This is a genomic window from Ornithinimicrobium carbonis (genome assembly GCF_977012275.1).
The window spans coordinates 1,025,331-1,043,391 of record NZ_OZ348993.1; the positions used below are offsets into that span (position 1 = coordinate 1,025,331).

Below are 18,061 nucleotides of genomic sequence, written 5' to 3' on the forward strand. Positions count from 1 at the left end.
CGCCGCCACCCTGGCGGACACCTCGACGGTAGGAGCCGGCCGGCAGGTTCCTCATCGGTGCGCACGCGCAACCCACCGGACGGGACGGACCCACCGCCCCACGGGGTCGATGCGCGCACGCACGCACCGCCAGGCCCCGCCGGCGGCAGCCTCACTGCCGAGACTGCCTCACCGTCGGGACAGCAGGCGGGCGACGGCCGCGGTCCGGGCGTTCGGCCCGCCGACGCCGAGCTTGAGGTACACGTTCTGCAGGTGCCGCTCGACGGTGCGCACGCTGAGCACCAGCCGGCCGGCGATCTCGTGGTTGTCGAGCCCCTGCGCCGCCAGGTCCAGGACCTCCCGCTCCCGGGCGGAGAGGCTGTGGAGGACCTCCCGCTTCCGGGCAGAGATGCTGTGGAGGATCTCCCGCTCCCGGGCAGAGATGCTGTGGAGGACCTCCCGCTCCCGGGCAGAGATGCTGTGGAGGACCTCCCGCTTCCGGGCGGAGCTGCTGTCCGGGTCAGGATCTTCCCGTGCACCCGCGGGGCCGACCGGTCCACCGGCGCCACCGGCGTCGTCGGCGTCGTCGGCGTCAGGGAAAACAGCGGCGTGTCGACCGTGTCCGCCGTGGGTGCCGTGGACCTCCTCAGCCGTCCGGGCGACGACGCCCCGGTCCTCGGCCAGGAAGGCGGTGACCTCGCGCAGGAACACCGGCCAGGCCGGCTCGTCCTCGAGCAGGATGTGGTTGCCGGTGTCCAGCGGGAGGAACCGGGCGCCGGGGATGTCGGCGGCCAGGCGTCGGCCGTTCTCGAAGCGGATCATCCGGTCCTCCTGCCCGTGGGTGACCAGCGTCGGCACGCGGATGCAGGGCAGGAGGTCGAGGACGTCGTCGGAGCTGCGCTGCCGTCGCGCCTCCACCGCCGTCCTCGCCGAGGCGGAGGTCTGGTGCAGCCGGTCCAGCCACACCATCTGCTCCTCGCTGGCGCCGGGGATCATCATCTGCGTGAACACCCGTCGGAAGGTGGGGTCGCTGCGGTCCCACCCGGCCGCGATCATGCTCTGGAAGGCCTGCTCGAGCGCCTCGTTGTCCTCCGACCGCGGCAGGAAGCGCGCGGCGAAGGTGTCCGCGCAGACCAGCCGGGTCACCCGCCCCGGGTGCTCCACGACATACCTGATCGCCGCCGGTCCGCCCTGCGCCATCGCCATGAGGGCGAAGCGCCCGAGCCCTGCGTGCTCCACCACGGCCGCGAGGTCGTCGACGCGGCGGTCGAGCCCGAAGTCGGTGACGTCGCGCTCGGACATCCCGAACCCGCGCTCGTCGTACCGGACCACCGTGGCCACCCGGCCCAATTCGGCGAGGTAGTGACGCCACACCGGGCTGCTCCAGTCGAACTCCAGGTGCGAGAGCCAGCAGCTGTTGAGGACGAGCGGCGGACCGGAGCCGTGCACGGCATACGCGATCGTCACCCCGTCCGTGGACCGGGCGAACCTGACCTGCTGCGACGCTGCCCCCGTCGGGTCCGCCGACATCCTCGCAGCGTAGACCTGCGGGGAGGGAACTGAACAGGCTCAACCCACCCGGGCGCCCCGCCACAGGTCGATGCCGGAGTCGACCGCGTGCTGGTCGATGAGGGCGAGCTCCTCCTCGTCGAAGCTGATGCGGTCGAGCGCGCCGACGTTCTGCTCGAGCTGCTCGGGACTGCTGGCGCCGATGAGCACCGAGGACATCCGCTCGTCGCGCATCGTCCAGGCCAGCGCCATCTGCGCCAGCGTCTGACCGCGACGGCCCGCGATCTCGTCCAGCGCCCGCAGGTGCTCCACGGTCTCCTCGGAGATCAGGTCGGTCGACAGGCTCTTGCCCTGGGTTGCCCGGGAACCCTCGGGGATGCCGTGGAGGTACTTGTCGGTGAGCATCCCCTGGGCCAGCGGGGAGAAGGCGATGCAGCCGGCGCCTACCTCGTCGAGGGTGTCGAGCAGGGCGTCCTCCTCGGTCCAGCGGTTGAGCATCGAGTAGGAGGGCTGGTGGATGAGCAGCGGGGTGCCGAGGTCCTCGAGGAGAGCCGCAGCCCGGCGGGTGTCCTCGCTGGAGTAGCTGGAGATCCCGACGTAGAGCGCCTTGCCAGAGCGCACGATGGCGTCGAGGGCTCCCATCGTCTCGTCCAGCGGGGTCTCGGGGTCGGGCCGGTGGTGGTAGAAGATGTCGACGTAGTCCAGGCCCAGCCGGCGCAGCGACTGGTCGAGGCTGGCGACCAGGTACTTGCGCGACCCGCCGACCTGGCCGTAGGGCCCGGGCCACATGTCCCAGCCGGCCTTGGTGGAGATGACCAGCTCGTCGCGCAGCCCCGCGAAGCTGCGCCGCAGGTGCCGGCCCATGTTCTCCTCGCTGGAGCCGTAGGGCGGGCCGTAGTTGTTCGCCAGGTCGAAGTGGGTGATCCCCAGGTCGAAGGCCCGGCGCAGCACCTGCTCCTGCCGCTCGAAGATCACGTCGTCGCCGAAGTTGTGCCACAGGCCCAGGCTGACCGCCGGCAGCTGCAGGCCGGAACGGCCCACCCGGCGGTAGTGCATCGTGTCGTAACGGGTCGGGTCGGGCGTGTACGTCATACCCCCAGTGTCGCGCAGGCGCCGCGGCTGCGTTCACCGGTCCGACGGGCGCGCGGCCCCCGACGCGCCTACAGTCCGGTGGGTCCGCGCGTCCGACCCGAAGGAGCATCCACCCATGGCCGGAACGCTCACGCCGGAGGTCATCGTGGTCGGAGGCGGTCCCGCCGGTCTCCAGGCCACCCTCACCCTGGCCCGTGTCCACCGGCAGGTCGTCCTCCTCGACGACGGCCAGGGACGCAACGCGTCCGCGGGTCACCTGCACAACCTCATCACCCGCGACGGGACGCCTCCGGCGGAGCTGCGCCGGATCGCCCGGGAGGAGCTGGCCGCCTACCCCACGGTCGAGGTCCGCGAGGTGCGGGCCGACCGGGTGCGCGACCTCACCGCGGACGGTGAGCCGGCGTTCGTCGTCGAGCTCGAGGACGGCTCCCACCTGCGGACGGCGCGCGTCGTGCTCGCCACCGGGGTACGCGACGAGCTGCCGCCGATCCCCGGCCTGGCCGAGCTGTGGGGGGACCTGGTCGTGCAGTGCCCGTTCTGCCACGGGCACGAGCTGGCCGGGCGGAGGGTGGGCGTGCTCGGCGCCGGGGCGGCCGCGCACACGGCGCGGATCATGCGGCCCGTCGCCTCCGAGGTGCTCGTGCTGGCCGACGGCGACGAGCTCCCCGAGGACCCCGGGGCGGTGGTCAGGACGGAGGAGGTATGCCGTCTGGAGCGGCTGGGGGACGAGGTCCGGGTGGTCTTCGCGCAGGGGGAGCCGGTCGTGCTCGCCGGGATCTTCGTGGCCACGACGTCGGTGCAGGCCACCCCGTTCGCCGAGCAGCTGGGGCTGGCGCTGAACCCCTCCGGCGCGGTGCGGGTCGACGAGCACGGCCGGACGAGCCTGCCCGGGGTCTACGCCGCCGGCGACCTGGCCCACGTGCCCGCCCTGGCGACCCCGGTCCCCTCGATCGCCCAGGCCGTGGCGGCCGGGTCGATGGTGGGCGGCTGCGTGGTGGCCAACCTCGTCGACGGAGGGTGAGTCCCAGACGCAAGGTCGCCCACCTCCGGACCCGGTGCGGACGGCCCCGGGCGCGATGGTCCTGCCGATCGCCCCGGCCCCCGGCCCCGGCCGCGGGGACCCTACCGGTCGTCCTCCACCGCCCGCCCCGTTCCCTCGCCCTCGAGCACCACGTCGAGGTCGGTCTGCGACAGCGCCGCGGCGGCCGAGGCCGAGGCGACGACCTCCCCTGGTCCGGTGGCAGGCCCGGTGTCAGCGCCCGGCGCCGCGGCGGCGTAGGTCCGCACCAGCGTCCGGTAGGCGGGGGAGGCCAGCGCCAGGAGCGCGACGACCATCATCAGCAGGCCCGCGACGAGGAAGACGAGCGCGATGCCCCGGGAGACGGGGGTCCCCACGCCCAGGAGCGGTTCGAGGGCGAGCCGGCCCTCCTGCGACGAGGCCCAGGGGATGATCCAGCGGTCGGCGAGCGGGGCGACCAGGAAGGCGGTGAGCGGCGCGGCAGCCGCCTCGACCGCCATCGCGAAGCCGAAGACCCTCCCCTGCCGCTCGAGCGGCACGACCCGCTGGATGACCGTCTGCTCGGCGGCCTCCACGACCGGGATGAGGCACATGTAGAGGAAGATGCCGAGCGCGTAGAGCCACCACCACTCGCGCACGGTGAAGAGGGCGCCGAGCAGGCCCATGACGGCGACGCAGAGCAGCAGGGTCCGGACGGGGCTCGGGCCCAGACCGAACCGGGCGACGGCCAGGCCACCGACGATGAAGCCGATCGAGCTGACGCCCATCACCACGCCCCAGACCTCCACGGCGAACATCTCCAGCCCGTAGGGGTCCATCAGCGCCATGTAGACACCGCCGGCCAGGTTGTTGAAGGTGGCGAAGAGGATCAGCGCGAGCAGGCCGCTCGACGCGCGGATCACCGCGATCGACCCGGCCAGGTCGATCCGGCCGTGGTCGTCGCCGCCCGCCGAGGCCGGGACGAGCTCCTGCGGCATCCGCAGCAGCGTCAGGTGGAACAGGCCGGCCGCGACGAGGACGAGCGCCAGGGCAAGCGTCCACCCCATCCCCAGCAGACCGATCGAGAGGCCGGAGAGCACGCTGGTGGCCATGAACGTGATCCCCTGGGCGGTGCCCACCAGGCCGTTGGCCCGGTCGCGCCCCTCGTCGGCGACGAGGATCGTCACGCAGGTCGACAGGGCGATGTTGCGCATGTGCTCCACGACCGACCCCACGAGCACCAGCAGGCCGAAGACCCAGAACCACGGCTGCCGCAGGTCGGTCAGGATCGCCGGAGGGGTGTTCGTGTAGACCAGCGCGGCCGTCGCGAACAGGGTGAGGGTGATGGTCGTGGAGAACCGCATCACGGCCAGCTTGCGGTGATGGTCCACGATCGAGCCGAAGACGATGCTGCTCATCGACACCAGCAGCATGTACGCGCCGCCGATGACGCCCGTGGCCAGCACCGACCTCGTCTCCAGGTAGGCCCAGAAGGTCAGGGCGAACCACAGGTAGCTCGTCGTCAGGCCGGCGACCGCGGTGTTGCCCAGCAGGTGCAGGAAGGTGCGGCCGTCGGGGTCGTCGAAGGACCTCATGACCAGGTTCGACCGTGCCCGGGCGCCGAACTCATCGGTCCCCTCCGGCCGCACACGAGGTCATCGGTCCCCCACGGACGTCGAACCCGCGGTCCCCAGCGCCTCCCTTGACAATCTACAACTAAATGGTTGTATGTTGTGTCCATGGACGGATCGAGCGAGGACCGGGCGGACGCCCTGTTCCACGCGCTCGCCGACCGGACGCGGCGCGACATCCTGCGCCGGGTCCTGGCCGGGGAGCACTCCGTGTCCGCCCTGGCGGCGAGCTACGACATGAGCTTCGCCGCGGTCCAGAAGCACGTCGCCGTGCTGGAGCGCGCCGGCCTGCTCACCAAGCGCCGTCGCGGCCGCGAGCAGCTGGCCAGCGGCGACGTGGAGGCGGTCCGGTCGGTCGCCTCGATGCTCACCGAGCTCGAGGGGATCTGGCGGGGCCGCATCGCCCGCATCGACGCACTGCTCGAGGAGAACTGACATGCCCGTCACCGACGTCACCCAGGACATCGACACCCGCACGCTGACCATCACCGCCGAGTTCGCCGCCCCCGTGGAGCGGGTGTGGCAGGTGTATGCCGACCCGCGCCAGCTCGAGCGGGTCTGGGGCCCGCCGACCCACCCGGCCACCTTCGTCGAGCACGACCTCTCGCCCGGATCCCGGTGCACGTACTTCATGACCGGCCCGGACGGGCAGCGGTACGGCGGGTGGTGGCAGATCACCGAGGTCGACGCACCCCACCGCCTCGCCTTCGACGACGGTTTCGCCGACGGCGACCTGAACCCCGTGGACACCGCGCCGGTCGCGCGCAGCGTCTTCACGTTCGAGGCGGTCGACGGCGGAACCCGGGCGGTATACACCTCGACGTACGACACGGCCGAGGCCCTGCAGCAGGTCCTCGACATGGGCGTCGTCGAGGGGGCCACCACCGCGATCAACCAGATCGACGGGCTGCTCGCGGCCTGAGCCCCGGCACGGGCTGAGGGCGGAATCCGGCACGGGCTGCGGCGGAGCCCCTGCACCGGACTGCTGGCAGCCTGGACCCTCGTCACGACGAAGCCCCCGGACCGCAGGGTCCGGGGGCTTCGTGCTGGTGCGCGAGGGGGGAGTTGAACCCCCACGCCCTTTCGGGCACACGGACCTGAACCGTGCGCGTCTGCCTATTCCGCCACTCGCGCGAGTGCCGAGCAAATGTAGCACGCACGCTCACAGCCCCCGAAATCTGCCGGTCGGCACCGATCCACGAGCTCACCCCCAACCCTCCGGTGCCCTGCGGCGTCACAGAGGCATCAGGAGCGCCGCACCACCCCGACCGTCCCGCCCCGCGTGGCTGTCCGACCAGGAGGAAACCATGAACCGTCCCCGCCGCACCCTTCCCGCCGCCGCGGCGCTCGTCCTCGTGCTCGCCGGCTGCGGCGCGGAGCAGGGCACCCCCTCGGAGACGGACCCGACCCCGTCGTCCGCGCCGGCCGGCGCGGACGACGGGGCCGGGAGCAGCACGGACAGCGCGACCGTCACCGGACCGGAGGACGCCGCGGGCACCGACGGCGCAGGCACGGGCACCGACGGCACCGGTGACGACGGCGGCTCGTCCGCTCCGACCTCGACCGAAGGGACCGCGGACGACACGTCGTCCGGCGAGGACCCCTCCACCTCGGGCGGCGGGACGGACCCGGCATACCCCTCCGATCCGAGCGCCTACGCCGACGCGCTCGTCGCGGCCTGGGCGGCCGGCGACACCGACCGGGTCGCCGACCTGGCCGTCGAGGAGGTCGAGCTCGCCACCGGCACGTGGTCGACCGACACCGAGTGGCAGCTCGAGCGCACCGACAACCTGAACCCGTTCGGCGACGTCGGCCAGGGCCGGTGGGCGGTCTACTACAGCCACCGCACCCAGGGCGCGTCCATGACGGTGACCGTCGACGGGGACGACCTCGGCGACGGGGAAGCTGTCGTCGGCGTGGACTACTACCTCATCGCGGGGTCCGCCGACGCGTTCGACCGGCTCGGGAGCCCGGTCAACGACTACGTCGACACCTTCCACCAGGCGATGATCGACCACGACGAGGCCGTCGTGGAGCGGCTCGGGACCCAGCGGGCCACGGACGAGGCGCTCGCCCACGACCCGGCCGTCGCAGGCCGTCTGGTCACCGACCACGGCTTCCTGGCCTTCGAGGACGAGCCGCTGCACATGCTGTTCAGCTTCCCCGACCACCAGGACCCCTCCGATTTCACCCGGATGCTGGACCTGGACGCGCGGACCGCGGCCGAGGGCGGGGACGACGGCGTGCTGCGGCTGAACGTGCTCACCGACTGGCGCTGGAGCTGACCGACGGCCCCCCGCGAGGCCCCGGCCTCCGGCAGCCCGCCACCGGCCCACGCCGGTCCCGGTCCCCTCCGGCCCGGTCCGCCCCGGCCTGGTCCGCCCCCGCCCACGGCAGGCCGCCGACCAGCGGGTCCAGCCCGTCCTCAGACCTGGACAGTACGATCGCACGGGCGGCGTCTGCCGCCGCGACCGACCGTACCGACCAGACGAGGAGGGGCCGTGGGAGTCTTCGACCGGCTCGAGCGAGGGCTCGAGCGCGCCGTCAAGCAGCCCTTCGCCCGGGTCTTCAAGGCCGAGGTCCAGCCGGTGGAGATCGCCTCGGCCATGCGCAGCGCGATGGACGACCGGGCCGCGGTGCTGGGTCCCGGACGCACGATGGTCCCCAACGTCTTCACGATCGAGCTGGCCGAGACCGACCACGAGCGGCTCAGCTCCTTCGAGCGCGCCCTCACCGACGAGCTCGTCGCCGCCGCCGAGGACCACGCCGACGCGCAGCGCTACGTCGCGCCCGGCCCGTTCGAGGTGCGCCTCGTGCACGGGGAGGACCTGGAGACGGGCATCTTCCGGGTCCGCCCCGCGGCCAAGGACGGGCGGGCCGGCGCGCGTGGCGGGGACCGGGGACGGGCCTCCGGCCATGACCGGGGGTATGCCGCGGCGTCCGCCGGTGCGGGTGCCGCCGCGGGTACCGCGGGCGGCGGCGACGGGGGGCCCGACCGCGACCTGTACCGCCGGCCGGCCGCCGACGCCCCTCGGGCCGCCGACGAGGGATCGGCCCGACCGCCGGTCGGGCAGCCTCCCGCCGGGGGCCCGGCCGCGGGTGCCCGCGGCGGCTCGGGCAGCGGCCATGACGACGGTGCGCCCGGCGACCACGACGGGAACCAGGGATACGACGAGCGCCGCACCGCCCAGTTCGCCCACGAGCCCGAGCCTGCGCCCAGCCGTCCGGCCCGGCCGCGGCGACCCCGCCCCTCGCTCGAGGTGGAGGGGCACCGCATACCCCTGACCGCCGCGGTGACCACCCTCGGACGGGACCAGACCGCCGACGTCGTCCTCGACGACCCCGGCGTCTCCCGCCGGCACGCGGAGGTGCGGATCACCCACGACGGCCCGCACCTGCAGGTCGTGCTGCGCGACCTCGGCTCGACCAACGGCACCTTCCTCAACGGCGACCAGGTCGGCTCCGAGGAGCTGCGCGACGGCGACCGGATGACCATGGGCCGCTCCACCGTGGTCTTCCGGCTGGAGGGGTGAATGGGTGAGCTGACCCTCAACCTCGTCCGCCTCGGGGTCATCGTGCTGCTCTGGGCGTTCGTGTTCTCCGTCGTGGGCGCCCTCCGCGGCGACCTCTACGGCACCCGCGTGCTCAGCCGCGGGGCCGGCCCGCCGCCCCGCAGGGAGTCCCGCGGCGAGCGTCGCGAGCGCAAGAAGCAGACCCCGACCCACGTGGTCGTCACCGAGGGCCGCCTGCGCGGCACGTCGGTCCCGCTCCACGACGCCGGCCTGCTCGTCGGGCGCAACCCCGAGTGCGCCCTCGTGCTGACCGACGACTACGCCTCGGGCCGCCACCTGCGCATCTACCCCGGGACCGACGCCTGGTACGTCGACGACCTGGGGTCGACGAACGGCACGCTCGTCGACGGCCAGCGGATCACCACCGGGGCCCGGCTGGAGCCCGGCTCGCAGATCCGCATCGGCCAGACCGTCCTCGAGCTGCGGCGCTGAGCCGCCGGTCCGCATGGTCGCCCTCCGCTACGCCGCCCGCACCAACCTCGGGCTCGGCAGCAAGTCCCGCAACGAGGACTCCGCCTACGCCGGGCCCGAGCTGCTCGTGCTGTGCGACGGCATGGGCGGGCACGCCGCCGGGGACGTGGCCTCCTCGCTGGTCGTGGGCGAGCTGGTCCACCTGGACGGGGAGTCGCACGGGGCCGACGACGCGCTGGCCATCCTCGAGCGGGCGCTGGACGAGGCCAACCACCGGCTGGCCGACGTCATGGACGTCTACCCCGACTCCGACGGGATGGGCACCACCTGCATCGCGATGATGCGGGTCGGCGCGAAGTTGGCCGTGGCCAACATCGGGGACTCGCGGGCCTACCTGCTGCGCAGGGGACGCCTGACCCAGATCACCAAGGACCACTCCTTCGTCCAGAAGCTGCTCGACGAGGGCCGGATCACCAAGGACGAGGCGCGCCACCACCCGCAGCGCTCGCTGGTCACCCGGGTCCTCACCGGGCGCGACGAGGACCTCCCCGACCTCTCGCTGCGCGAGCTGCACGTGGGCGACCGCCTGCTGCTGTGCAGCGACGGGCTCTCGGACTACGTGGCCGAGGACACGATCGCCGAGCTGCTCGGGCAGACCGACCGCACGCCGGGGCAGGTGGCCGACCAGCTCGTGCAGGTGGCCCTGCGCGCGGCGACCCGCGACAACGTCACGGTCGTCGTGGCCGACGTCGTCCACGCGGGCGCCGGCACCACCAAGCCGCAGGTCGTGGGCGCGGCCGGCGAGCGCCGCAGCGCCCAGGCCATCAGCGCGCTGACCCCGGCCGAGAAGGCCGCGGTGCTCAGCCGGGAGGCCTCGGGGACGCCCGCGGAGACCCCGCTCCTGGCCGAGGAGGAGCCGGCGGCGCCGTGGCTGCGCTGGCTGCGCCGGGCCCTGGTGGCCACCGCCGCCCTGCTCGTGCTCGGGTTCGTCGGGTGGGGGGCCTGGAGCTGGAGCCAGCAGCAGTACTTCGTCGGCGAGGAGGACGGCCGGGTGACCATCTTCCGCGGCGTCTCCCAGGACCTGGGCCCGGTGGGCCTGAGCCGGGCCGAGGAGCGCACCGACCTGCAGGTCGAGGCCCTGCCGACCTTCTACCAGGAGCAGGTGCGCCGCACCCTGTCCGCCGACGACCGGGCCGGCGCCGACACCATCGTCACCGAGCTGCGCGCGCTCGCCCGCGGCGACTGCACCCCCGTGGTCACGCTGCCCGACGGGTCGGTGACGACCGCGGTGCCCGAGGACGCCGTGGCGGTCACCGTGGGCCCCGGCGGGCTGCTCGCCCTCCCCCTCGGCCGACGCCTGGACACCGGCGTGGGCCTCGGGACCGGCATCGCCGCGCCCGACGCGGCCGTCTCGACCGCGGGCGGGGCGGACGGGGCCGGCAGCACCGCCGCGACGACGACCGACGAGGCCCGACCCACCGTGCGGGTCCTGTGGCCGGAGGGATGCCCGTGACCGCCGCCAGCCCCACCCCCTCGACCGTCACCAGCCTGCGGGTGCGCAGCGGGCGGACCGTCGAGCTGCTGCTGACCGTCTTCGCGCTGCTCGTCGTCGGCCTGGCCTACGTCAACGTCCAGCTGGCGACCGTGGGGGAGATCCCGCAGCTGGTGTGGTGGCACCTGGGCACCTACGCCGGGATCGTCCTGGCCCTGCACCTGGTCCTGCGCTGGCGGGCGCGGTATGCCGACCCGCTCCTGCTCCCGCTCGCGACCCTGCTCAACGGGCTGGGGCTGGTGATGATCCACCGGATCGACGTCGGCACCGGCTCGGAGGTGGCCGCGAGGCAGCTGATGTGGACGGGGCTGGCCGTGCTCGCCGCGGCCGGGACCCTCGTGGCCGTGCGCGACCACCGCGTGCTGCGACGGTTCACCTACCTGGCCATGGCCACCGGTTTCGTGCTGCTGCTGCTGCCGATGCTGCCCGTCGTGGGGCAGGAGATCAACGGCTCGCGCCTGTGGGTGCGCCTGGGGCCGCTCAGCCTGCAGCCGGGTGAGCTGGCCAAGATCGCGCTCACCATCTTCTTCGCCGGCTACCTGGTCAGCACCCGGGACGCCCTCTCCCTCGTCGGGCGGCGGTTCCTGGGCCTGCAGCTGCCCCGGGCCCGCGACCTGGGGCCGCTCCTGGTCGCCTGGGGGCTGTCGGTGATGATCCTCGTCCTGCAGCGCGACCTGGGCTCGTCCCTGCTGTTCTTCGGCCTGTTCGTCGCGATGCTCTACGTCGCCACCGAGCGGATCAGCTGGATCGTCATCGGGCTGAGCCTGTTCGTCGGCGGGGCGTTCCTGGCCTGGCAGGTCTTCGGGCACGTGCAGGCCCGGGTGACCCTGTGGCTCGACCCGTTCGCCCCCGGGCAGTCCGACCAGGTGGCCAAGGGGTTGATGGGCCTGGGGCACGGGGGGATCTTCGGCACGGGCCTGGGGGAGGGCTATCCCTACATCACCTACTTCGCCAACAGCGACTACATCGTGGCCGCCTTCGGCGAGGAGCTGGGGATGGTCGGGCTGTTCGCCCTGCTGACCCTCTACGCCCTGCTCGCCGAGCGCGGGCTGCGCACCGCCATCGGCGCCCGCGAGGGCTTCGGCAAGCTGCTCGCCGCCGGGCTGTCGTTCACCCTGGCCCTGCAGGTCTTCGTCGTCGTCGGCGGCATCACCCGGGTCATCCCGCTCACCGGTCTGACCACGCCGTTCCTGTCCGCCGGCGGATCCTCGCTGCTGGCCAACTGGATCATTGTCGCCCTGCTCATGCGGGTCAGCGACCACGCCCGCCGGCCGGTCTCCGAACGCCGCCAGGACCCGACCAAGGACCTGGCCCACCCCCGGGGGGAGGCCCGCACCCGATGAACACCCCGATCCGCCGACTGGCCTACGTCGTGCTGGCCATGTTCACCGCCCTGCTGCTGGCCTCGACCTGGATCCAGTTCGTCCAGGCCGACGACCTGCGCGAGCGGCCCAACAACCGGCGCACCCTCATCGACACCTACAGCCGCGAGCGCGGGGCGATCCTCGTCGACGGCGACGCCGTGGCCCGGTCCGTGGCCACCGACGACGACCTGGAGTGGGAGCGGCGCTACGACCAGGCCACCCGCTACGCCCACGTGACCGGCTACTGGTCCTTCATCTACGGGGCCGGCCTGGGCCTGGAGCGGGCCCGCAACGGCGTGCTCGCCGGCACCGACGACAGCCTCTTCTACCAGCGGCTCGTCGACGTGGTCACCGGCAGGCCGCCGCAGGGCGCCTCCCTGGAGCTGACGATCGACCCGCAGGTGCAGGCCGCCGCGGCCGAGGCGCTCGAGGGCCAGCGTGGTGCCGCGGTCGCGATCGACCCCTCCACCGGGGCGATCCTGGCGATGGTCAGCCGCCCCTCCTTCGACCCCAACGCGCTGTCCAGCCACCAGCTCAACGCGGTCGAGCAGGCCTACGAGGAGCTGTCGCAGGACCCGTCCCAGCCGCTGGTCAACCGCGCCCTCGCCGGCGACCTCTACCCGCCCGGCTCGACGTTCAAGCTCGTCGTGGCCGCCGCCGCGCTCGAGAGCGGGGAGTTCACCCCCGACAGCGAGCTCGAGGGCGGCATCACCTATACCCTGCCGGGCACCACGACCGACCTGCCCAACTTCGGGGGCGCGGCCTGCCATCCCGACGGCACCCCCAGCCTGGCCCGGTCCGTGCAGGTCTCGTGCAACACCTCGTTCGCCTGGCTGGCCGGGGAGCTGGGCGCCGACGCCCTGCGCGAGCAGGCCCAGGAGTTCGGGTTCGGCCAGACCCTGCAGGTTCCGATGACCGCCACCCCCTCGTCCTACCCCGAGGACCCCGACGACGCGCAGACCGCGCTCACCGGGATCGGGCAGCACGAGGTGCGGGTGACGCCGCTGCAGGTGGCGATGATCTCGGCGGGCATCGCCAACGACGGGGTGGTCATGGAGCCCCACCTCGTCGACACCGTCCGCAACCGCGACCTGGAGGTCGCCGAGCAGACCGACCCGCGGGCGCTCTCCCGCGCCGTCTCCGGCGCGACCGCCCAGGAGCTGACCGACATGATGGTCTCCGTCGTCGACGAGGGGTCGGGCCAGCTGGCCGCCGTCCCCGGCGTCCGCGTCGCCGGCAAGACGGGCACGGCCGAGTTCGGCGACAGCGGCGCCGCGCACGCGTGGTTCACCGGCTTCGCCCCCGCCGACGACCCGCAGATCGCGGTCGCCGTGGTCGTGGAGGCGGCGACCGACAACTGGACGGGCGAGACCGGCGGCCAGGTGGCCGCCCCCGTCGCCCGCGCCATGCTCGAGGCAGGAGTGTCCCCATGACCGACCCGACCCAGCCCACGCCCCCGCCCTCCGGGCCGGAGCCGCGGGTGCTCGGCGGTCGCTACGAGATCGGCGACCTCGTCGGCCGCGGCGGGATGGCCGACGTGCACGTGGGGCACGACCTGCGGCTCGGACGCACCGTGGCGATCAAGATCCTGCGCACCGACCTGGCCCGCGACTCCTCCTTCCTCGCCCGGTTCCGGCGGGAGGCCCAGGCCGCCGCCGGCCTGAACCACCCCTCCATCGTCGGCGTCTTCGACTCCGGCGAGGAGACCGTGCACGAGGCCGGCGGCGGTGCCGCGGTCCACGTGCCCTACATCGTCATGGAGTTCGTGGAGGGCCACACCCTGCGCGAGGTCCTCAACGAGCGTCGGGTGCTCGACCCCGACGAGGCCGCCCGGATCACCGCGGCGGTGCTCGCCGCGCTGGAGTACGCCCACGAGCGCGGCCTGGTCCACCGGGACATCAAGCCGGCCAACGTCATGGTGACCGAGGCGGGCGCCGTCAAGGTGATGGACTTCGGCATCGCCCGCGCCCTGGCCGACACCGCGGCGACGATGACCCAGACCCAGGCGGTCATGGGCACCGCCCGCTACCTCTCGCCCGAGCAGGCGCAGGGTCTGGACGTGGACGGTCGCTCCGACCTGTACTCGGTGGGCTGCCTGCTCTACGAGCTGCTCGCCGGGCGCACCCCGTTCCAGGGGGACCCGGTGGCGCTGGTCTACCAGCACCTCGGGGAGACGCCCAAGGCGCCCTCGACCCACCAGACGAGCCTGCCGCAGGCGCTGGACGCGATCACCCTGCACGCGCTGGAGAAGGACCGCGACGTGCGCTACCGGACCGCCGGCACCTTCCGCGCCGACCTCAACCGGGCCCGCGCGGACGAGCCGGTCTCGGCCGACGCGCAGGCGAGCTACGCCCGGGCCCTGGGCATCGCCGGCGCCGGCGCGGCCGCCGCCGCCCGCGCCCGGAACGGTGGTGCCGACGACACCCGGGAGGTCGGCCCCGCAGGCGAGGAGGACGACACCCGGCGCTGGGGCCCGGGGTCCGCCGGGGCCGCAGCGGGCGGCGCCGCAGCGGCAGCAGCCGCTGCGGGCGGCGGTGCCGGTATGCCGTCCGCGTCCGCCGCGGGCTCCGACGCCACCGACCCGGGCGGTCGGGACCGCGACGGGCGCGCGTCCGCGGCATACCCCGCGGGCGACGACCGTGACGAGCGCACCGACGAGATGCCCGTCCGCGAGCGGCGCCACCGGGGTGCCGCGCTCCTGCTCGGCGTGCTTGCCCTGCTCGCCGTGGCCGGGATGTCGTGGGTCCTGTGGCAGGTGGTGGGCCCGGGGGCGGAGGAGGAACCGGTCATGGTCACGGTGGTGGACACCGTGGGGATGACCGAGCCGGAGGCCCGCACCGAGCTCACCGGGCTGGGGTTCACCGTGCCCGACGCCGAGGAGCGCAACAGCGACGCCCCCGTGGGGGAGGTGGTCGAGCAGGACCCGCCCAGCGGCCAGCTCGAGGAGGGCTCCGAGGTGCTCATCGTCGTCTCCGCGGGGCCCGAGGCGATCGAGATCCCCGACGTGCTCGACATGGAGGAGCAGGCGGCCCGGGACCTGCTCGAGCGCGAGGGCTTCACGAACGTGCGCGACGAGGCCGAGGAGGTGCACGACCCCGACGTCGAGGAGGGGCAGGTCGTCAGCACCGAGCCGCAGCCCGGCGACGAGGTGGAGCCCGACCGCGAGATCGTGCTGACGGTGGCCAGCGGCCAGGTCGAGGTGCCGGACGTCGTCGGCCTGTCCAGCGACGAGGCGGCCGTGGCCCTGAACCGGCAGAACCTGACCTACACCTTCGAGAACCGCCGCACGGCCGACGCGGAGCCGGGGACGGTCCTGGAGCAGTCGGTCGAGGAGGGCGAGCTCGTGGACCAGGGCGAGGAGATCGTGCTGATCGTCGCCGCCGAGCCGGTGCTGGTGGAGACGCAGACGGTGGAGCGCACGGTCACCACGGAGCCGACCCCGGTGCCCGAGCCCGACCCGACGGACGAGCCGGAGCCGACCACGCCGACGACCCCGGCCGACCCCGACCCGACGACCGAGCCCCCGCCGGACCCGCCGCCGACCACCGATCCGCCGGAGGAGGAGCCGGAGCCTCCGGTCGAGCCCACCGGTCCTCCGGACGGGGCGGGACCGCCCGGCGGGCCGCCGGGGCAGCGCGACTGAGGGAGGCTGACCGCGGGCGGTCAGTCGTTCCGGCTCTCGATCTCCTCGGCCTCGGCGGGCACCACGACGGGCGTGGCGTGCTGCGGCCGCAGGCTGCCCGCGTAGGCGGGCATCTCCATCCGGCCCAGCTCGGTGGCGGTGTAGCCGAGCCCGATGAGCTCGGCCCAGTCGCGGTAGGTGCTCACCGTGGGGTCGTCCTCCAGGGCGGAGAGCATCGCCGCCGGGTCGCCGATCGCGGTCACGGTGTAGGGCGGGGAGTAGACCCGGCCCTGCAGGTAGAGCGTGTTGCCCACGCACTGCACCGAGCTGGTGGAGATGACCCGCTGGTCCTGGACCATCATGGCCTCGGCACCGCCGGCCCAGAGCGCGTTCATGACGCCCTGCAGGTCCTGCTGGTGCACGACCACGTCGTCGACCGAGTACCCCTCGGGAAGGGTGTCCAGGCTGTACCCCGCGTCGTCGAGGGTCACCTGCACCGCCGGCCCCTCGACCGGCCCGAGGCCGACCGCCGGGGCGAGGGCGTCGGCCGCGCGCGTGAGCTGGCGCGTCTGGCTGGTGTCGACCGCCGCCTGCAGCGTGGAGACCTCGTCGCGCAGGCCCTCGGCCTGCTGGGTGAGCTCGCGCACCTGGGAGTCACGGGCGGTGATCAGCCCGGGCAGGTCGCTGACGCTGCCCACGGGCGGACGTTCCCGGGCCAGCGAGGCGCTGGTGCCGAAGAGGAGACCGGCGAGCAGGAACATGACGGTGACCCCGACGGTCTTGACGGGCCGCCCGGGCGTGCGCCTTCCGGGGACCGACCCGTCGGCCCGCCCGTCCTGTCCCGTCGTGCTCGAACTGCTCATCCCCACCAGCCTATCCGCGTATCCTGACCGTCACCCGACCGTCGAAGGAGACCCACGTGCCCGAGTCCCGAGGCCGAGAGGGCGCCAGGCAGCGCGCCCGCCGCACCAGCGAGCTGCCGCAGAGCCAGGCCCCCGCACCCAACCCGCCCTGGTTCGTCCCCGTGATGACCGGGCTGATGATCGTCGGCGTGCTGTGGGTCGCGACCTTCTACATCACGTCGGGCCAGTGGCCGATCGAGTCGATCCGCTACTGGAACCTCGGGATCGGCATGGGGCTGATCATGGCGGGGTTCGTCATGGCCACCCGCTGGCGCTGACCCGAGGGACGCGCCCCTGCCCCAGGACGCGCGCCTGCCCCAGAGTTGTCCACATTCTGTCCACACTCTGGGGATGAATCACACGCTTGTCATTCGTTTTTGTGGATAACTTCCGCCCGGCGGTGGACAAGGGCGGTGCCCGGCCGGTCTAGCCGGTGAGGGCGGGCCCCGGCGCCCCGCACTGCGCAGGACGGCCCGGGCCGGTCTCAGCCGGTGAGGGTGAATGCTCCGGCGCCGAGCACCTGGACGATGCGCAGGACGCCAATCCCCAGGAGGAGGGCCGCCAGCCCGGCGATGCCCGGCCAGAACATCGCCCGGCGACGCACGGCCTCCTTCGTCCGTCCGGTGGCGGAGGTCAGCAGGAGCAGGCCACCCACGGCGGCCCCGGTCACCGCGCCGCCGACGTGCGCCTCCCAGGCGATGCCACCGACGAAGAACGGCAGCGCCAGGTTGATGCCGATCATCACCAGCAGGGCCGTGGGGACCTGGCCCTGGCGGGCCAGGAGCACGACATACATGAGGAGCAGCCCGAAGATCGCGCCGGAGGCTCCCACGACCTGGACGAACCAGCCGGGCTCCAGGGGGCTGAGCAGCAGCACCCCGATCGAGCCGCCGATCGCGCTCAGCAGGTAGACCAGCAGGAAGCGCACCCTGCCCAGGGCCGCCTCGAGGGTGGGCCCGAAGGCGTAGAGGATGTACATGTTGAACAGGATGTGCAGCAGCGACGTCGGCGAGTGCACGAACGCCGAGGTGATGAACCGCCAGGGCTCGCTGCCGGCGAGCACCCCCACGAACGACAGGTCGCGGGTCAGCCCGGGCACCAGCCGCTGTCCCAGGTACACCGCCACGCACAGGCCCAGGATGGTCCAGGTCACGAGGGGAGGACCGTCGGCGACGCGCGCCCCGAAGCGGGTGCGCGGCGTGGGGGTGGTGCGGGCACCCTCCTTGACGCAGTCGACGCACTGGATGCCGACGGCCGCCGGCCGCTGGCAGTCCGGGCAGGTCGGGCGACCGCACCGCTGACAGCTCACGTAGGAGACGCGGTCGGGGTGCCGGGGGCACGTGGGTGGGCTCGACGCCCCGCCGGACCCGGGGGGACCCGCCGACGCACCGTCGCCCGCACGGGGGTCCGGACGGTCGTCGGCAGGCCCG

General features: G+C 73.6%; 16 protein-coding genes and 1 tRNA gene. 11 read left to right on the plus strand and 6 right to left on the minus strand.

Annotation, left to right across the window (positions count from 1 at the left end; all coding sequences use genetic code 11):
• Nucleotides 1-168 precede the first annotated feature (168 nt).
• Together ACWHYA_RS04670 and mgrA are read right to left on the minus strand one after the other, a co-directional pair.
• Nucleotides 169-1,509, minus strand: a complete 1,341-nt coding sequence (locus ACWHYA_RS04670) for an alpha/beta fold hydrolase (protein ID WP_425942860.1) — start codon at nt 1,507-1,509, stop codon at nt 169-171.
• A 39-nt stretch (nt 1,510-1,548) separates the two neighbouring features.
• Entirely contained in the window at nt 1,549-2,580 is a 1,032-nt protein-coding gene (gene mgrA / locus ACWHYA_RS04675) for an L-glyceraldehyde 3-phosphate reductase (protein ID WP_425942859.1), read from the minus strand.
• Nucleotides 2,581-2,695: 115 nt separating this feature from the next.
• On the opposite strand from mgrA, the gene ACWHYA_RS04680 reads away from it, so the two are divergent.
• Entirely contained in the window at nt 2,696-3,601 is a 906-nt protein-coding gene (locus tag ACWHYA_RS04680; RefSeq protein ID WP_425942858.1) for an NAD(P)/FAD-dependent oxidoreductase, read from the plus strand.
• A gap of 101 nt (nt 3,602-3,702) precedes the next feature.
• On the opposite strand, the gene ACWHYA_RS04685 is transcribed toward ACWHYA_RS04680, so the two are convergent.
• Complete coding sequence (locus ACWHYA_RS04685) at nt 3,703-5,172, minus strand: MFS transporter (protein ID WP_425942857.1); 1,470 nt, start codon at nt 5,170-5,172, stop codon at nt 3,703-3,705.
• A 144-nt stretch (nt 5,173-5,316) separates the two neighbouring features.
• Here ACWHYA_RS04685 and ACWHYA_RS04690 point away from each other — a divergent pair, with 144 nt between their 5' ends.
• On the plus strand, nt 5,317-5,643 hold the full coding sequence (locus tag ACWHYA_RS04690) for an ArsR/SmtB family transcription factor (protein ID WP_425942856.1): 327 nt from the start codon (nt 5,317-5,319) through the stop codon (nt 5,641-5,643).
• 1 nt (nt 5,644) lies between these two features.
• On the plus strand, nt 5,645-6,130 hold the full coding sequence (locus tag ACWHYA_RS04695; RefSeq protein WP_425942855.1) for an SRPBCC family protein: 486 nt from the start codon (nt 5,645-5,647) through the stop codon (nt 6,128-6,130).
• A gap of 125 nt (nt 6,131-6,255) precedes the next feature.
• Here the strand turns inward: ACWHYA_RS04695 and ACWHYA_RS04700 are convergent.
• A tRNA-Leu gene (locus tag ACWHYA_RS04700) sits at nt 6,256-6,342 on the minus strand.
• 173 nt (nt 6,343-6,515) lie between these two features.
• Between ACWHYA_RS04700 and ACWHYA_RS04705 the strand changes: the two genes are divergently transcribed.
• From ACWHYA_RS04705 to pknB, 7 genes are all read left to right on the plus strand, one after another.
• A complete protein-coding gene (locus ACWHYA_RS04705; RefSeq protein WP_431473351.1) occupies nt 6,516-7,493 on the plus strand; it encodes a hypothetical protein in 978 nt (325 codons plus the stop codon).
• A 216-nt stretch (nt 7,494-7,709) separates the two neighbouring features.
• Nucleotides 7,710-8,741, plus strand: coding sequence for an FhaA domain-containing protein (locus ACWHYA_RS04710; protein ID WP_425943460.1), 1,032 nt, complete (start codon nt 7,710-7,712; stop codon nt 8,739-8,741).
• Nucleotides 8,742-9,212 carry an FHA domain-containing protein FhaB/FipA gene (locus tag ACWHYA_RS04715; RefSeq protein ID WP_425943459.1) on the plus strand — a complete coding sequence of 157 codons (471 nt, stop codon included), beginning with the start codon at nt 8,742-8,744 and terminating at the stop codon, nt 9,210-9,212.
• A 13-nt stretch (nt 9,213-9,225) separates the two neighbouring features.
• Nucleotides 9,226-10,704 carry a PP2C family protein-serine/threonine phosphatase gene (locus ACWHYA_RS04720; RefSeq protein ID WP_425943458.1) on the plus strand — a complete coding sequence of 493 codons (1,479 nt, stop codon included), beginning with the start codon at nt 9,226-9,228 and terminating at the stop codon, nt 10,702-10,704.
• Nucleotides 10,695-12,086, plus strand: coding sequence for an FtsW/RodA/SpoVE family cell cycle protein (locus ACWHYA_RS04725; protein WP_425943457.1), 1,392 nt, complete (start codon nt 10,695-10,697; stop codon nt 12,084-12,086). Before ACWHYA_RS04720 ends, ACWHYA_RS04725 begins: the two co-directional genes overlap by 10 nt.
• Nucleotides 12,083-13,540: a peptidoglycan D,D-transpeptidase FtsI family protein gene (locus ACWHYA_RS04730; RefSeq protein WP_425943456.1), complete on the plus strand. Its 1,458-nt coding sequence runs from the start codon at nt 12,083-12,085 to the stop codon at nt 13,538-13,540. Before ACWHYA_RS04725 ends, ACWHYA_RS04730 begins: the two co-directional genes overlap by 4 nt.
• On the plus strand, nt 13,537-15,750 hold the full coding sequence (pknB, locus tag ACWHYA_RS04735; protein ID WP_425943455.1) for a Stk1 family PASTA domain-containing Ser/Thr kinase: 2,214 nt from the start codon (nt 13,537-13,539) through the stop codon (nt 15,748-15,750). Before ACWHYA_RS04730 ends, pknB begins: the two co-directional genes overlap by 4 nt.
• 20 nt (nt 15,751-15,770) lie before the next feature.
• On the opposite strand, the gene ACWHYA_RS04740 is transcribed toward pknB, so the two are convergent.
• On the minus strand, nt 15,771-16,592 hold the full coding sequence (locus ACWHYA_RS04740; protein WP_425943454.1) for a DUF881 domain-containing protein: 822 nt from the start codon (nt 16,590-16,592) through the stop codon (nt 15,771-15,773).
• Nucleotides 16,593-16,648: 56 nt separating this feature from the next.
• On the opposite strand from ACWHYA_RS04740, the gene ACWHYA_RS04745 reads away from it, so the two are divergent.
• Nucleotides 16,649-16,909: a cell division protein CrgA gene (locus tag ACWHYA_RS04745; protein WP_425943453.1), complete on the plus strand. Its 261-nt coding sequence runs from the start codon at nt 16,649-16,651 to the stop codon at nt 16,907-16,909.
• A gap of 206 nt (nt 16,910-17,115) precedes the next feature.
• Here ACWHYA_RS04745 and ACWHYA_RS04750 read toward each other — a convergent pair whose 3' ends face one another.
• A complete protein-coding gene (locus tag ACWHYA_RS04750) occupies nt 17,116-17,940 on the minus strand; it encodes a rhomboid family intramembrane serine protease (protein ID WP_425943452.1) in 825 nt (274 codons plus the stop codon).
• Nucleotides 17,941-18,061 lie beyond the last annotated feature (121 nt).

What these genes read in the sequence shown, in the direction of transcription:
- ACWHYA_RS04670 (WP_425942860.1), bottom strand. Translation starts at nt 1,509, where the DNA reads ATGTCGGCGGACCCGACGGGGGCAGCGTCGCAGCAGGTCAGGTTCGCC.
- mgrA (WP_425942859.1), bottom strand. Translation starts at nt 2,580, where the DNA reads ATGACGTACACGCCCGACCCGACCCGTTACGACACGATGCACTACCGC.
- ACWHYA_RS04680 (WP_425942858.1), top strand. Translation starts at nt 2,696, where the DNA reads ATGGCCGGAACGCTCACGCCGGAGGTCATCGTGGTCGGAGGCGGTCCC.
- ACWHYA_RS04685 (WP_425942857.1), bottom strand. Translation starts at nt 5,172, where the DNA reads ATGAGGTCCTTCGACGACCCCGACGGCCGCACCTTCCTGCACCTGCTG.
- ACWHYA_RS04690 (WP_425942856.1), top strand. Translation starts at nt 5,317, where the DNA reads ATGGACGGATCGAGCGAGGACCGGGCGGACGCCCTGTTCCACGCGCTC.
- ACWHYA_RS04695 (WP_425942855.1), top strand. Translation starts at nt 5,645, where the DNA reads ATGCCCGTCACCGACGTCACCCAGGACATCGACACCCGCACGCTGACC.
- ACWHYA_RS04705 (WP_431473351.1), top strand. Translation starts at nt 6,516, where the DNA reads ATGAACCGTCCCCGCCGCACCCTTCCCGCCGCCGCGGCGCTCGTCCTC.
- ACWHYA_RS04715 (WP_425943459.1), top strand. Translation starts at nt 8,742, where the DNA reads ATGGGTGAGCTGACCCTCAACCTCGTCCGCCTCGGGGTCATCGTGCTG.
- ACWHYA_RS04720 (WP_425943458.1), top strand. Translation starts at nt 9,226, where the DNA reads ATGGTCGCCCTCCGCTACGCCGCCCGCACCAACCTCGGGCTCGGCAGC.
- ACWHYA_RS04725 (WP_425943457.1), top strand. Translation starts at nt 10,695, where the DNA reads ATGCCCGTGACCGCCGCCAGCCCCACCCCCTCGACCGTCACCAGCCTG.
- ACWHYA_RS04730 (WP_425943456.1), top strand. Translation starts at nt 12,083, where the DNA reads ATGAACACCCCGATCCGCCGACTGGCCTACGTCGTGCTGGCCATGTTC.
- pknB (WP_425943455.1), top strand. Translation starts at nt 13,537, where the DNA reads ATGACCGACCCGACCCAGCCCACGCCCCCGCCCTCCGGGCCGGAGCCG.
- ACWHYA_RS04740 (WP_425943454.1), bottom strand. Translation starts at nt 16,592, where the DNA reads ATGAGCAGTTCGAGCACGACGGGACAGGACGGGCGGGCCGACGGGTCG.